The following is a 14,673-nucleotide window of genomic DNA, read 5'->3' on the forward strand; positions in this document are numbered from 1 at the left end:
CTACTCCTGCGCCCGATCGACGATGAGCTGGCCCAGATCGCGGGCCCGGATCGCCGCGGCCGGATCGCCCTGCAGCGCGGCGGCGCGATACCAGTGCCAGGCCTGAGCCAGACTGCGCGGCACGCCGTCACCACGCTCGTACAGTGTCGCCACGATGTACTGGGCGCCCACATCGCCGCCTTCAGCCGCGCGCTCGTACCAGCGCGCGGCGCGGCGCATGTCCTGCGGCGCGCCGCGGCCGAGGAAATACTGCGTGGCCAGATTGACCTGCGCTTCGGTGTGGCCCTGTTTGGCGGCTTGGGTAAACCAGCGCGTTGCCTCGGTCTGCGAGCGCGACAGGCCACGACCAGTTTCGCATAGCCGGCCCAGCGCGAACTGCGCCGGCGCCGAGCCGGACTCGGCGGCAAAGCGCAGCCAGTACGCGGCGGTCGCATCATCGGCACTGTTGGCTTCGCCGTTGAGCAACAGCATGGCAATGTTGTACTGCGCGTCGGCATCTCCGGCCTGTGCGCCGGCCTGATACTGGCGTGCAGCCTCGGGATAATCGCCGGGCCGGTGGGCTGGCTCGGCCGGATAGGCCGCGATGGCGAGGGTGGAGCAGAAAGACAAAAGCAAGAGCACGCGCACGACAACCCCCTGCACGGCGATGGCGCCGTGGCTGCCTACATGTCGCAGGGCGACGGCAAGGGCGGATGAGGCAGCAGTCATGGTGTCCGGATGCGCGGCGCCGGCCTTGCGCGGCGCCGCGGCACGCGCTTCCGGCAGGTGTAGTCAGCCGGTTTTGCGCATGCATGAAGCAGTCTATGCACGGTTTGCCGATGCCTGCTGTCGGGATGCTCATGCTTCCCGCGCCAACGGGTTGCAATGCGCCTGTTTTGAGACGAGGCTATCCCGCTTCGATGCCCGGTTTGCGGCGTGTGGTCCGGAAAAATGACGGGTTTTGCCGCTTGTCGACTGAGTGCGCGCACCCGGCTTTGGTCGATCAACGGCGGGCCGGGCGGGCTGCGCGAGCGGGTCGATATCGTGCCGCTTGAGGACATGCAATAGGGGAAACGCCATTTGCTGCGTCGCATCAACGCCGCAAAACGCACGGTATGATGGCCGGGTCAGCCAGTTCAGGAATACCCGATGACCGCCACCACCGTACTCAAGCTGAATGAATATCCGCAGCGGCGATTGCTCAACGACGAAGCGCATGCCCGGCCATTTGAACCCGCCAGCACGCCGGGGCGAATCAGCCATATCGTTTATCTGAACCGCAATGTGAGCATCGAGCAGGAATGCTGGCTGGTCGGCGAGCTGTGCGCCTGGTTCCGGGTGCCGCCACCGACACCGGGGCCGGTGCATTTTTCGGTTGATCTGGGGCCGCTGCGTTTCAAATGGGCACGGCATAGCGAGTTTTCATCGCTGACCTTCTCGCAGTACGGCGAAGCGGGCGAACCGTTCGCCGGTAGCGCGCTCGATCTGGTCCCGGCCGACTGGCTGGCACAAATGCCCGGCAATATCCTGCTGGCGGCGCATGCGGTGCTGTTGGCCGATGCCGACCTGTCGGTGCCACTGGAAGACATCAGCGAGCGATACTTTGACGGCCACGACCTGATCGGCGCGCAACTCGGCGACGGCAGCGGCACCGCGTACACCGATTTCCACCTCCACGCCGGCGGATTTTCGCGTTACCTCGTGATCGACCACAGCATGGGGCCGCGTCAGGCGGGGCGCATGGTGCAGCGGCTGTTCGAGATCGATACCTACCGGATGCTGGCGTTTCTGGCGCTGCCGGTGGCCAAGAGCATTTCGCCCGAGCTGAGCGATGCCGATCATGAACTGGCCGAGCTGACCACGGCGATGTCGAACGCCCGGCAAGACGATGAACCGGCGCTGCTCGACCGGCTGACCAAGCTGGCCAGCCGGATCGAGAGTGCATTGTCGCTCACCGACCACCGTTTCTCGGCGGCGCATGCTTATTACGAAATCGTCCGCCGCCGCGTGGGCGAACTGCGCGAGCTGCGGATTCAGGGCGTGCAGCCGTTCAACGAGTTTGTCGAGCGACGCTTGAGCCCGGCGATGGAAACCTGCGAAGCGGTTGCGCGGCGCCAGCGCGTGCTGGCGGCACGCGTCGCCCGGGCATCGTCGCTGCTGCGCACCCGCGTCGATATCACCCACGAGAAGCAGAATCAGGCCTTGCTCGAATCCATGAACAAGCGCGCCCATCTGCAACTGCGACTGCAGGAAACCGTGGAAGGCTTGTCGGTCGCGGCGATCACCTATTACACCGTCGGCCTGGTCGGCTATGCGGCCAAGGGGCTCAAATCGGCCGGTGTCCATATCAATCCGGAGCTGGCGACCGGCGTGGCGATTCCGGTGGTCGCGCTACTGGTGGCGCTCGGCCTGCGGCGGATGCGCAAGGCGCTGATGAACGAGGCGTGATCAGTTCACCAGTCCGCTGCCGCCGCACTGGACGTTGAGTAGTGTGACGTCGGCGTAATTGAGCCGGACGCCTAGCATGGTTAGCAAGCCGTTGACGATGGGGTCGAGCGCGGTGGTCAGTGGCGCCAGGATGGTGCCGAGCAGGCCGCCGATGACCCCGCCGAGTGCGCCGAGTGAGCTCGACAGCATGCCGGACAGGAACGATGACAGTGTGCCTAGTCCCGCGCCGCCGGAATAGCTTTTAGGCGGATCGCTCGGCAGATCGGCGTTGCTGCCGACGTGGAAGTGCAGGGGCGGGACAGCCGGTTCGCCGAGACAGTTGCCGCTCCCTTGGCAGGCGATGCTCGGCCTGACGCCGATGACGACGTCGGCGCCGCTGTTCGTGCATTGCATCGACTCCAGCCAAGCGGTAGCGCTCGCCACGGTCAAGGTCAGCGGCACCTCAATCGCCGGAAGCAGCAGCGGTTTGATGCTCAGCGTCAGTCCCAAGCGGGTTTGCGCAGTCTGTGCCTGCGTGCGCCAGTTACCTTGACTGTCTTTGCCCGGTTGGCCGGCGGCCAACACCGGCGGCTCGATCAGTGTCAGCCCTATGTCTGCGGTGATCCTTGCCACTCCCAGTGGCAAATCGATCTGCTGCCCGAGGTCGAGGAAGTGGTTGCGGTTCGATTGCTGTAGCGACGTATTCAGCAGGTCGAGCACCGATAGCTGCGCATTCATCGCCGCCGTTTTATCGGCGATATCGAGGTTGAGCAGGCCGCGGTGATCGGGGGTATCGATCAGGTGGAAATTGGCGCCACCGCTGGTCAGGTTGAGTGTTTGTAGTAGCACTGCCGTCGCCGGGCTTTGCGTGCTCAGCGCGTTGACCATCGCCAGCCTGAGTTGCTCGTAGCTGACCTGGGTATCGATCAATTGCTCATAACCGCCCACCGCCAGTGCCGCAGCCAGTTGGCCGATCGAAAGGCTGGTATTGGCCAGTGCTTGGTAGCTGGCAACCGAGAGCGAGATCGGGCGGCCGAGCAAGGCTGAAAGTAGTGAGTTGAGTGCACCTTGCTTGCTGTTATCGATTTTCGCCAGCCCGCTGCCGACGGTGAACGCGGCGTAGGCGCTGCTGATGGCGGTGGCTTCAGCGCTGATGAGCTGCGTACCGGGCAAGAAAAATAGCCTGAACGCGGTATTGCTGACGACGACGCGTGCGGCGTCGACTGGGCTGGCCGACAAGGCGCCGGTCTGGCCCGGTTGCCAGTGGCCGGTGGTCAACGCCAGTATGTGAGTGGCATCGGGAACGAAGCCATTGTTGCTGGCATTCGCCAAGGCTGCCGCTTCCGGGGCGCGGAACAGCGATTGTGCTGCCGCCATGGCGGCCAGATCTGCGACCTTCTGCAGTTCGCGTTTTTCGGCATACATTCGGCCGATATCCAGTGCACCCATGGCGAACACGGCAACAAAAATCAATATTCCCGTGATCGCAATCGCCATACTGCCGGACTGGGAGCGCATCTTTTAACGCGTTCCGCTGGTTTTGGCGTCTTTCACATCGGTGACCGAGATGGCGGTATCAAAGCTCTTTTGGTAGCGCTGATACGCACGTACCGCTTCTTCAGAGCGGGCAGGGAGCAGCGAGGCTGCATCACCGCTCACTTGCAGCGCCAGCCAAGCGCGGGTGGCATCGCCCACCCGGTAGGGCCGCTGCTTGGCTGGCGTATCCGGATCTGTAATGGGCTCATCGCCGGCATGAGCCACGCCCGCTAAGGCGAGCAGGAAAAAAAGGCAGCAACGTTTCATGATTGATCCTTGAGCGAGGTAGCGCCTTAAATTACCGGGGTGCGGTGTCGAGCGTTTGCGCCATTTGCAATCCAGAAGCGGTGGGCTGCTGCCACAGGCTCGATTCGGTGCCGATGCGTTGGGCGATCTCGCCCGGGATGCCCGGATCAGCGGCGCCGCTACTCAATTGCCGGTACAGCGCCAGATTGGCGCGAAAGCGCGGGTCACTCGGCGCCAGTTCCACGGCCCGGGCCAGCGCTTGGGATGCGCCGGCCCAGTCGCCGCGCAGCAAGGCCAGATAGCCAAGATCGTTCCAGGCGGCGGGGTTGGTGGGCGCATCCCGCGTTGCATCGGTCAGGTACTGATGCGCCTTGCCCCAGTTTTGTTCGCCGGCGTAAATCAGCGCGAGCCCGTGCTCGGCAGCGGCACGCTGGGGGCCGTTCAACAGTGATTCGTAGCGTTGCCGCGCGGCGGCAGCGTTGCCGGTGGCACGCTCCGCCCTGGCGCGCATCAACTGTGTTTGGGGCGAGCTGCCGTACGAGTTCTCCAGTGAATCAAGGTGCGAGAGCGCCGCATAGTGAGTGCCCTGCGCCTGCAGGGACGCGATCATGCTGACGTAGGCGCCGCGTGCATCGGCCGTTTTAACGGGGGCGTCGCCGCTGGTTTGTCGGGCTTGCTCGGCCAGTTGCTGCTGCTGAGCCTGCGCGACTTGCGTCGGTGTTTGGGCACACGCCGTCAGCAATGCGCCCAGCGGAAGTATCAGGGAAAGAAAGCGGCGCATCAGCGAGCTCCTGTGTGTTGCAGTGTGCCAATCAGCGCGAGCATGCCGGGGCCCGCAAGCAGGATGAACAGCGCGGGCAGCATAAAGAGCACCATGACGCCGGTCATTTTGACCGAGAGATGGCCAATGATTTTTTTCAGGTTCATTCGTTGCTGTTCCAGCAAGCGTTCCCCGAACTTGGCAAGCGGCTCTTCCGATGCGCCGCCATAACGCTCCAGGCGATCCAGCAATTGCGCGAGTGCGGAAAAATCAGGCGAATTGAAGATATCCGCCAAGGGCTCCAGTGAGTCTCGCCGGTCACGCCCGCCCTGATAGCGCTGATTGGCGAGCGCGATTTCCGGCGCAAGCACCGGCAGCACGATGGTGAATTCATTGGCGCATACAAGCAGAGATTGGCCCACGCTCATGCCGGAGCCCTGCATCATGCGTAACAGGTCGATAAAAAGCAGTAGCTCTTTATCGGCCATCTTTGCCCGGATCGCCGCGCGCCAGTGTAATAAACGCCGCGGTAAGAGCATCCCGATGATGACCGCCAGGGCAATACCCGGAAGGCTGAATCTGGCTGGGAGGATTGGAAAAACCATGACCACGATGGCGAGCAGCAATGGCAAGCCAATACAAATCAAAACATAGTGGTAATAGTGTTTTTCATTGCTAAAGCCGGCAGCAACCAGCAGTTTGCGAGTGGGATGGGTGTGACGCACTGCTTGCGGGTCGTGGATGATGCGTTTGGTGAGATTGATCAGGCGTGAGCTGGGCGTAGACGCGGTCGCGGCAGACGATTGCGAGGGCACGACGGGCAAGCGGCGGAACAGGCGCTGTGTCGTTTGCTGGTTACGCATCCGATGGGTTGCGATGAGCAGGCCTGCAACAAGCAGTAACACGGCGGCCAAGAGTGACAGCAGGTTCAGCATGGTTTGCTCCATCAGACTTGCTTGGCCAGGCGATACAGCAGCACGGCCCCGATGACCTGCATGATGAGGACGCCGGCGAGCATTTTTTGTCCGGTTGGGTCGCTGAAGAGAACGGCCATGTAATCGTGATTGATGATGCCCATGACGATACCAAGCGTAATGGGCATGCCACCGAGTACCCAGGCTGAAAGACGGACTTCCGAGGTGAGGGCGAGCAGTTCCTCGTGTGAGGCGTGTCGTGTTTGCAGAACGATGGCGATCCGGTTGATCAACTTCTCGGGTTGGCCGCCATAACGCACGGCAACGCGCATTGCCGTGGCCAACAGATCGAATTCGGCGATTTGATAAAGTTTGGCGTTTTGATGCAGCGCGGTATCCAGCTCGACGCCGGCAGCGTGCATGCTCTGCGCCCTTTGCATCATGGCGCCGAGCGGCTGCGGTGTTTCAGCAATGAGCTTGCCGAAGCCTTGCGGCAAGCTCTGGCCGACCGAGGCCAATCGTGCCAGTCCCTCCAGAAACGCCGGTAACTGCCGCGTGGCGCGCTGGCGCTGCTTGATCGTGCGGATCCCCTGCAGGATCACCAGCAGGCCGATGCCCAGGACGAGCCCAGCAAGCCCGGCCGGTCCTTGCCAGACCAGTTGTGCCGCGAGCCCCAGGCACAGCGGCAATAACAGCCAGAATCGCCAGTGTGGCGGCAACTCGGCCTGCCGGGTTTGCCACCATAGTTGCCAGTGCGTCCGGGTGGCTTGCCTCAGTTCCAGGGGCTCATCGGCATAAGCGTGCGGGCTTTGGCGCGCGAGCCGGCTTGATAGCTGCCGTTCTCGGCGCCGGTATGCGCTCAGGCTGAGCGCGGCGGCGATCAGCATGAAAAAACTGAGCAGCAACAAGAGATTAAGCATGGGCGGTCTCCGGTTTCCAGCTCGCCAGCTTCTCGTGCTGCGCCACGGTTTCGGTACGTTCCCAGCTTGGGGTTGGCGACGAGGAAAAGCGGAACAGCTCTTGCAGCGCGACCATATCGCCATCCATACCGGTCACTTCGGTCACGCTCAACATGCGCCGGCTGCCATCGCTGAGACGGCCGACCTGCACGATGAGGTCAACGGCACTGGCAACCTGGCGGCGCAGGCTTAAATCGCTGCCGACAAACCCGGCAAAGCCGGCCAGCATCTCCAGCCGGTAGATGGCGTCGCGGGCGGAGCTGGCATGCAGCGTGCCCATCGAGCCGTCGTGGCCGGTACTCATCGCTTGCAGCATTTCCAGCACCTCGGCACCGCGGACTTCGCCGACGACAACGCGATCGGGCCGCATGCGCAGGCTGTTGCGCACCAGATCGCGGATGGTGATTTGTCCGGCGCCTTCGTAACCGCCGGGGCGGCTTTCCAGTTTGACCACGTGCGGGTGTTGCAGATCGAGTTCGGCGGTGTCCTCAACCGTGATGACGCGTTCACCCGGCGGGATGTAATTGGATAACACATTGAGCATGGATGTTTTGCCGCTGCTGGTACCGCCGATCACCAGCAAATTGCAGCGCTGGCGAACCGCGTGGGCCAGGAAAGCCAGCAACTGCGGCGAAAGTGCACCGACTTCGACCATGCGCTCGCCGGTATAGAAACCGCTATGGAATTTGCGGATCGACACCGCCGCCCCGTCGACGGCGAGTGGCGGAATCACCGCATTGAGTCGCCCGCCATTGGGCAAGCGGGCATCGACCATCGGGCTGGATTCGTCCAGCCGCCGGCCCAGCGGAGCCAGCAGCCGCCGCAAAAAACCGATGAGGTGATCGTTGTCGCGAAAATGGACGGGCTCGCGGGTGAGGACGCCTCGCCGCGAGACGATGATGTTGTGCGGACCATTGATGAGGATGTCCTCGACGGCTTCTTCATTGAGCAGGTCCTCGATTGGCCCATACCCGACCAGTTCTTTCAGCAGCGCGTCGGCAATGGCGCTGATTTCGCGCTCGTTGATGGCGATCTGGCTGTTGGCAATGAATATGCCGACCTCGTAGCGGATAAGGCGAGCCAGGCGTTCACGCGGCATATCGCTAAAGTTTCCGCCCAGCTCGGTAATGCGGTCGATCAGGTAATCATGCGCCGCACGCTGGATGCGCTCGAATTCGGGACTACCCAAAAAGCCGTTGTCGGGCAGCGGGCTCATACCGCATCGCTACGCACGAAGAGCCGCGATAAACGCCGGCCAAGCGTGTCTTCTGTGGTCGCGGGAACCTTGATGTCGATGGCTTCAAGTACCTTGAGGGCGAGTGCATCAACGGCCCGTGCCCAGTGGTTTTTCGCGGGAAGCAACTGGCCCAGACTTTGGGCGTCATTGAGGCCGGAGGCATCGTGAGGCAAGGTTGCCAGTACCGGAATCCCAAGCCGTTGCCCGATATGACTGGCACTGACGGCGCGCTCGTCCACGTGGCGGTTGATTACGGCATGCCAGGCCGTGGTTTTGATGCCGGTGGTTTCCAGCTGGCTCAGATAATCCAGGCTGGCTTTCAGGCTACTGATGCCTTGCTCGCACACCAGCAGCACCAGGTCGGCGTTGCGGATCAGGTGCTGCGCCAGCAGCGGATCGGGTGAACCACCCAAATCGACGACGACCGTACCGAAGTGCGAGCGCAGGATCCGGAACAAGCGCAAGGCGTCGGTTGCGGCGATATCGGCGCGGTCGAGCGCCGAGATGGGCAGCGGCAGCACCGCAAGGCCGTGTTCATGGCGGGCAAATGCCGTTTTCAGCATGACCTGGTCGAAACGGGCGATATTCAGGATCGCACCGAGCATATTCAGTTCGGGCTCAAGCCCCAGGTAGAGGCTGCAATCGCGTACCGGCCCGCCGCAATCCATCAGCAGAATCTCCTGCTCGCCCAGATGAGCCTTGATCCGCAGCGCCAACTGGGTGCTGATGCTGCTGGTGCCCACGCCTTGTTTGGCTCCAATGAGCGCAATCATCGGGCCACCACCGCGACGTGGTTGTTCGTCATGGGTGCGCAGCGTTTCGCTGACGATGGTTGTTGCCGATTCGAGGTTGTCCATGTCGACGAACTCGGCCACGCCGGCCTGTAAGGCCGCGTGGAGCGCCGCTTCACCGGGATGGCCGACCCCGATCCGCGCCAATGTCGGATAGATTTCGGCCAGTTGTCTGGCGGCCTGATGCGAGGCGCCGTGTGCGGTGTTGTCCAGCACCAAAAACACCGCATCCGGCCCGAGCAGGCCAACCTCGCGAATCAGGTCCTCGACGTTGCCGGCGCGGCCAATGACCACGCCGAGTGAAGCCAGTGCCTGATCCAGCCGCTCGGCGAGCAGCGTGTCGGCGGAGTACAAAATGAAGGTGTGCGCGCCAGCCGCAGCCTGGATCCGCTCTGGATGTTGGGCAATGTTCATTCTGAGAACCCCGTCAGTTTCCGGTCTTTACCCAAGCCGACAAGCCAGAGTTTCCAGATCGATTCATCAATGCGGCTGCCTTCACCCGGTAAGCCCGGTTTGGGCGCATTTTTTGCCATTGGGGAAACAATGTGGGGTGTAACGACAATCATCAATTCACGGTCTTCGCGTTCATCCTCGACGCGCTTGAAAAAGGCACCAAGAATCGGCAAATCGCCCAGCCCCGGCACCTTGTCGATATTTTTCCTGAGGTTGCGCGAAACCAGTCCACCAATCACGAAGCTTTCGCCATCGCCCAATTCAACCGTGGTTTCGGCGCGCCGCGTCACCACCGATGGCACCGCCGTGCCGTTGAGCAAAATGGCGCGGTTGTAATCGAGCTCGCTGGCTTCGGGCGCTACCTTGAGCGCGATTCGCTGCTTGTTGATGATGGTTGGCGAAATAGCGAGACCGATACCGAATTTTTTCCATTCGATCGATACCGAGCCCAAGGTTTGCGCCACCGGAATCGGCAATTCGCCACCGGCCAGAAACGTGGCGGTCTGGCCTGACAGGGCGACAAGGCTGGGCTCGGCGAGGACTTGAACATAACCGTTGGATTCAAGCAGGCTGAGTGCGCCGGTGATATCCCACGCCGAAGTGATGCGCCGTGCGAAAAGATTGAAGGCGGAGGCGATGGGATTGGCGAGATCGGTCGCACCCGGCACCAGCGAGCCGAAGGTGAATGCACTACCGTTATGCTTCACCAATAGATTGAGGCCGGCTTGCGCCAAGGTGTTGCGGGAAAACTCAACGACTCGAATGTCGACTTGTACCGTGCCGCCGGTATTCAGGACGGTTCTGTCGTCCACCTCTTTGCCAAGCGCTCCGACAAACTGCGAGTGCTGTGCGACATCGGCGATTTTTCCGTCGAGGATCTGCCGGCTGCCGTTGCTGTGCCAATCAACGCCCGGCGCGGGCTCAAGTGTGGCTCTGGCATTAACCTGCACCTGGATCCGCGTCGGCGCGGTCTGCCCTTGTTGCCAAAGCAGAACGGTGGTTCGGCCTGGCTTTCGCCCCTCTACCAACAAGGCGTCACGCTGTTTTGGCATATGCACATCGGCGATGCCCGGGTCGGCAACGGCGACACGAACCAGCTTCTGCATGGGCACCGCCTGCATGTCGCCAACCTGCACCTTGAGCGTTTCCGCTTGTGAATGGGCATAGGCAACGGTGCTCAAGAGCGCAAAGCCATAGGCCGCGAGATGACTATTGGCCTTTGCCACGAATCACCTCCACACCGGATTCATTAGATACATTGGCGACCCTTGCCGGGCCGGATTCCGGCGTGCGAGGGGGCGGCGGCGCGGCGGTTGCGATCTGCTGCACGGCAGCGGGCATGGGCTGCGATCTGGCGGCGAGCGTCGCAGCCCGTGGCGCTTGGCCGGTCAACTCTGCAACGGTGCGGTTGGCGATGGCATGGTTCTGCGCGGCAGGCGAGCGCAAAACCAGCGTGAGTTGCCCGCTTTGTTGAGCAAGCACCACATCGGCGACCCGCTCATTCGGAACGGCCAAGACTGCGGAGCGCGCCTTGTCGTTCGTTTCGGCCGGTGCACCGGGGACGGCGGCGCCTTCCCGCTTGGCGCCGATGGCACTGCCTCCCAGCGCCAGTACACGCACATCCGCGAGCAGACGAATGGCCTCGCTTTGCATCACCTCTTGGCCGTCCTTGCGAACCGTGAAGAAGACATCGACGTGATCGCCCGGCTGCAGGTGATTGCCCACGGCCTTGATTTCATCGATGGCCATCGCCATGGCTCTTTCATCGGGGGCGACCAGGGCGGCAAAATTCGGGGTAGAGAAATCGGCTTCGGTGAGCACGCTGCCCGCGGGAATGGCCCGCACCGGCAGACGGCCGACCGCGGCTTGGGCATTGGCCAACCCCCCCGCGACCGGCGCGGCTTGCTGTGTGCTTTGCAGCTGTATCAGCGTGACCGGTTGATCCGGCGTGAGATTGGCACTTGCTTTTACGGCCGGGTATTGCGGCGCGATGGCCATTGGCGCGGCTTTGCTTGCGCCAGCCCAGCGGGCGCCGAGCGTGAAGGCGAGCAGGGCCAAGCCCGTTACGCCAAGGGCGTAGGCTGTGCGTTTGAGTCTGATCGACATGGCTGGCTCTTTGGGGCGGGTTTATTGATTTATTTGTTTGTGTTTATTGATCTATCAATACCGAAGCTTTGCTTTCAAATTTGCCCGGGAACGGCAGGCCCAACAGTGATGGCAATACCGATTTCGGATTTGCAACTGAAACGGATACGGTAATGGTGCATGGCGCGATGTATGTGCAGGTGCTGCTGTTCTTGTCGCTGATTGCATCAATGGCGATTGCATTTTTCTGGCCGGGTGGTAAAACGGCCACGGCCTCTGTGGCAACCTGTTTGGCAATCTGCTCGCGCGTGTTTGGCGACGCAACATAACGCATGGCCGCGCGCGCGCCTTCTTCCGCTGCAAAGGTCATGTGTTGTTTCATGATGAAGAAAACAATGTAAACCGACAGGCCGTAAAACAGCATCAAGAGAGGCAGCAGCAGCAAGGCGAATTCGATTGCCGCTGCGCCAGCTTGTTTTCGATTTATCAGCCTTCGCATCGGATATTCCTTGACGGGAAACGATGGCGTTATTTGCAAGGGCATCACCAGCCATTTGTCTTTGAAACAACCCGCGGTGTTTCAGCCGTCCTCGGTCGAGCGATGGTTATGGGACTGCGTTATGCGTTAATCAGCGCGGTTCTAATGTTGGTGAAAATGGTGCTGATTTGCCCGCCGAGCGCCTCTGCGGTAACTGCAATCACTACAGCAATCAAGGCCGCGACCAGGGCGTACTCGATCGCGGTGGCGCCGCGTTGCCGTTTGGGTAGTGCGATGGGGAGTTTCATGTGTGTTCTCCTTTCCTTGGCTGCTTGACTACTGACCAATCAATTTCTTTCAGGGTCAGCTTAGTTCGCAGCTTAGGAAGGGAACTTCAGTAAGTTTTTGTTTGCTGACGAACGGTGGCGTCGCAGCAAACTGGCGGACATCTGGCCTAGATGTCGTAGTTCTGGCCGATTTCCGGTGCCGAGTTACCGCTGGTCAAGGAGGACGCCAGGGCGGCGTGCCCGGCCAGATTATTGAGGCTGTATGTAATCTGTCTGTTTTCCTGCCGGATGGCGCGGGCGATGGCTTGGTGGAAGCCGGGGTGGCGCAGCCAGTGGGCCGACTGCGTCAGCACCGGGCTGAAGCCGCGCGCCATTTTGTGCTCGCCCTGCGCGCCGCCTTCGAATACCGCCAGATCGGTTTCGAGCGCGAATTCGATGCCTTGGTAGTAGCACAACTCGAAGTGCAGTGCCGGGATGAAACCGGCTTCGTCCCATTGCGCACCCCAGTAGCGGCCGTAGAGCCGGTCCCGATCGATGAGATCAAGCGCGGCGGCGATCGGTTTGCCATTGCGATAGGCGAGGATCAGCAGGCAGGAATCCGGCAGGGCTTGCCAGAGCCGCAGGAAGAAATCGAGGCTCAGGTAGGGGGTGCTTTGGTGCTCGTGGTAGGTGTTGGTGTAGCAGGCGTGAAAAAAGCGCCAGTCCGCCCCGGTGATGGCGGCGCCGCGCTTGCGCTCGATGTCGACCCCGGCGTCGCTGACCTTGCGCCGTTCCTGGCGGATTTTCTTGCGCTTGCTCGCCTTGAGCGCATCGAGAAAATCATCAAAATCACGCCAGCCGCCCTGCTTGTGCCAGTGAAACTGGATTTGCCTGCGCAGGAAAAATCCGGCGGCTTCCAGTGCATCGCCCTCGGCTTCATTGTGGAACAGCACATGTGCCGAGCCGGCATCGAGTGATTCGGTGGCGGCTTTCAGGCCGTGTGCCAGTTGCAGCCGCTGCTGCGCATCGGCCGCCAGCAGGCGCGGGCCGGGCACCGGGGTGAACGGCACCGCAGCGACCAGCTTGGGGTAATAGTCGAGACTATGCTGCTGGTAGGCCCGCGCCCACGACCAGTCGAAGACGTATTCGCCGAACGAGTGCGATTTCAGATAGAGCGGCATCGCCGCGCTCAGGCCATCGACGGCAAGGTGGCACGGTTGCCAGCCCCGGTTGGCGGCGACGCTGCCGCTTTGCTCCAGCGCATTGAGAAAAGCGTGCTGCAGCACCGTTTGCTCGCCGGCCAGCGCATTCCATTGCATCGGGTCGAGAGCATCGATGCGCGAGTGAAGCTGGATGTCCATTGCCGGTCCCGTATGCGTTATGACTAGGGTAAGGCCCAAGCGACAAGCGCGGCAAGGCGGGGTAGAACTGGGCGGTTAAACCGGCGACGTGGGAGCCGCACAATGAAAAAACAATTACAAGTGGGGCTGATCGGCTATGGCTATGTCGGCAAGACCTTCCATGCGCCGCTGATTGCCGCGACGCCGGGGTTAAAGCTGGCCGCGATTGCGTCGAGCCGGCCGCTGGTGGTGAACGCCGATTGGCCGGAGGTCGATGTCGAGCCCGATGCCGAGGCGTTGATCGCCCGGCGTGATCTGGATCTGATCGTGATCGCGACGCCAAACGACAGTCATGCTGCGCTGGCGCGTGCGGCGCTGCTGGCCGGTCACCATGTCGTGGTCGACAAGCCGTTCACGCTGACGGTGGCCGAGGCCGAAGGGCTGGCGGCGTTGGCGCAGGAAACCGGTCGGCGGCTGTCGGTGTTCCACAACAGCCGCTGGCATGCCGATTTCATCGCCGTGCGCGCGGCGCTGGCGGCGGGGCGCATCGGCGAGGTCAAACAGTTCGAAAGCCGGATCGACCGTTTCCGGCCCGTGGTGCGGCCACGCTGGCGCGAGTCGGCGCAGCCCGGCGCCGGGCTGTGGTACGACTTCGGGCCGCATCTGGTCGATCAGGCGCTGCAGCTCTTCGGCATGCCGCAAACCGTCTGGGCCGATCTGGCCTTGCGGCGCGAGGGGGCGCAGTCGGATGACGATGTGCACGTGGTGCTCGGCTATCGCGATCTGCGCGTGGTGCTGGGCGCGAGCAATCTGGCGGTCGGTGGCAGCCACCGCTTTCTGGTGCATGGCAGCAGCGGTAGTCTGGTTGTGGACGGTGTCGACAGTCAGGCCGAACAGCTCAGGGCAGGGGTGCGGCCGGGTCATCCGGCATGGGCATTCGATGCGCGGCAATTGACCATCTACACCGAGATCGATGGTGAAACGCGGTTACAGCACGTCGATCTGCCGCGCGGTGAATACACCGCCTACTACGCCGGCATGCGCGACGCGATGCTCGGCGTTGGCCCGAACCCGGTGATGCCGTCCGATGCGGTCGCGGTGATGCGGGTGATCGAGGCCGGCATCGCCAGCGCGCAAAGCGGCCGGCGCGTCAGCCTCTGAAAATCTACCCATGATCTTGCTGCGCGCCCCTGATCGGGGCT

At 62.2% G+C, this 14,673-nt stretch carries 15 protein-coding genes; 2 read left to right on the forward strand and 13 right to left on the reverse strand.

The features are described from left to right. On the reverse strand, positions 1-708 hold the full coding sequence (locus JLC71_RS14565; protein WP_200916205.1) for a tetratricopeptide repeat protein: 708 nt from the start codon (positions 706-708) through the stop codon (positions 1-3). A gap of 420 nt (positions 709-1,128) precedes the next feature. Here JLC71_RS14565 and JLC71_RS14570 point away from each other — a divergent pair, with 420 nt between their 5' ends. Further along, a complete protein-coding gene (locus JLC71_RS14570) occupies positions 1,129-2,427 on the forward strand; it encodes a DUF3422 family protein (RefSeq protein WP_200916207.1) in 1,299 nt (432 codons plus the stop codon). Here JLC71_RS14570 and JLC71_RS14575 read toward each other — a convergent pair whose 3' ends face one another. The 12 genes from JLC71_RS14575 to JLC71_RS14630 all read right to left on the reverse strand — a co-directional run bounded on the left by JLC71_RS14575 (position 2,428) and on the right by JLC71_RS14630 (position 13,492). After that, entirely contained in the window at positions 2,428-3,924 is a 1,497-nt protein-coding gene (locus JLC71_RS14575) for a pilus assembly protein TadG-related protein (protein ID WP_200916209.1), read from the reverse strand. 3 nt (positions 3,925-3,927) lie between these two features. Then, positions 3,928-4,209, reverse strand: coding sequence for a DUF3613 domain-containing protein (locus JLC71_RS14580; protein WP_200916211.1), 282 nt, complete (start codon positions 4,207-4,209; stop codon positions 3,928-3,930). A 31-nt stretch (positions 4,210-4,240) separates the two neighbouring features. Next, positions 4,241-4,969 (reverse strand): tetratricopeptide repeat protein, encoded by a 729-nt coding sequence (locus tag JLC71_RS14585; protein ID WP_200916212.1) that lies wholly within the window; start codon positions 4,967-4,969, stop codon positions 4,241-4,243. After that, positions 4,969-5,883 (reverse strand): type II secretion system F family protein, encoded by a 915-nt coding sequence (locus JLC71_RS14590; protein WP_200916213.1) that lies wholly within the window; start codon positions 5,881-5,883, stop codon positions 4,969-4,971. Before JLC71_RS14590 ends, JLC71_RS14585 begins: the two co-directional genes overlap by 1 nt. 11 nt (positions 5,884-5,894) lie before the next feature. Further along, positions 5,895-6,749, reverse strand: coding sequence for a type II secretion system F family protein (locus JLC71_RS14595; protein WP_200916215.1), 855 nt, complete (start codon positions 6,747-6,749; stop codon positions 5,895-5,897). Positions 6,750-6,774: 25 nt separating this feature from the next. Then, on the reverse strand, positions 6,775-8,037 hold the full coding sequence (locus JLC71_RS14600) for a TadA family conjugal transfer-associated ATPase (RefSeq protein ID WP_200916217.1): 1,263 nt from the start codon (positions 8,035-8,037) through the stop codon (positions 6,775-6,777). Next, entirely contained in the window at positions 8,034-9,263 is a 1,230-nt protein-coding gene (locus JLC71_RS14605) for a CpaE/TadZ family protein (protein ID WP_200916219.1), read from the reverse strand. The genes JLC71_RS14600 and JLC71_RS14605 overlap by 4 nt, the downstream gene beginning before the upstream one ends. Next, complete coding sequence (locus JLC71_RS14610; RefSeq protein WP_200916221.1) at positions 9,260-10,528, reverse strand: type II and III secretion system protein family protein; 1,269 nt, start codon at positions 10,526-10,528, stop codon at positions 9,260-9,262. Before JLC71_RS14610 ends, JLC71_RS14605 begins: the two co-directional genes overlap by 4 nt. After that, positions 10,512-11,408, reverse strand: a complete 897-nt coding sequence (gene cpaB, locus JLC71_RS14615) for a Flp pilus assembly protein CpaB (protein ID WP_200916223.1) — start codon at positions 11,406-11,408, stop codon at positions 10,512-10,514. Before cpaB ends, JLC71_RS14610 begins: the two co-directional genes overlap by 17 nt. A 43-nt stretch (positions 11,409-11,451) precedes the next feature. After that, positions 11,452-11,886, reverse strand: coding sequence for a TadE/TadG family type IV pilus assembly protein (locus JLC71_RS14620; protein WP_200916224.1), 435 nt, complete (start codon positions 11,884-11,886; stop codon positions 11,452-11,454). 119 nt (positions 11,887-12,005) lie between these two features. Further along, on the reverse strand, positions 12,006-12,173 hold the full coding sequence (locus JLC71_RS14625) for a Flp family type IVb pilin (RefSeq protein WP_200916226.1): 168 nt from the start codon (positions 12,171-12,173) through the stop codon (positions 12,006-12,008). A gap of 146 nt (positions 12,174-12,319) precedes the next feature. Next, a complete protein-coding gene (locus JLC71_RS14630) occupies positions 12,320-13,492 on the reverse strand; it encodes a GNAT family N-acetyltransferase (RefSeq protein WP_200916228.1) in 1,173 nt (390 codons plus the stop codon). A 102-nt stretch (positions 13,493-13,594) separates the two neighbouring features. On the opposite strand from JLC71_RS14630, the gene JLC71_RS14635 reads away from it, so the two are divergent. Further along, positions 13,595-14,632 (forward strand): oxidoreductase, encoded by a 1,038-nt coding sequence (locus JLC71_RS14635; RefSeq protein WP_200916230.1) that lies wholly within the window; start codon positions 13,595-13,597, stop codon positions 14,630-14,632. The last annotated feature ends 41 nt before the right edge of the window (positions 14,633-14,673 follow it).

Source organism: Jeongeupia sp. HS-3, from assembly GCF_015140455.1.
Lineage (GTDB): Bacteria > Pseudomonadota > Gammaproteobacteria > Burkholderiales > Chitinibacteraceae > Jeongeupia.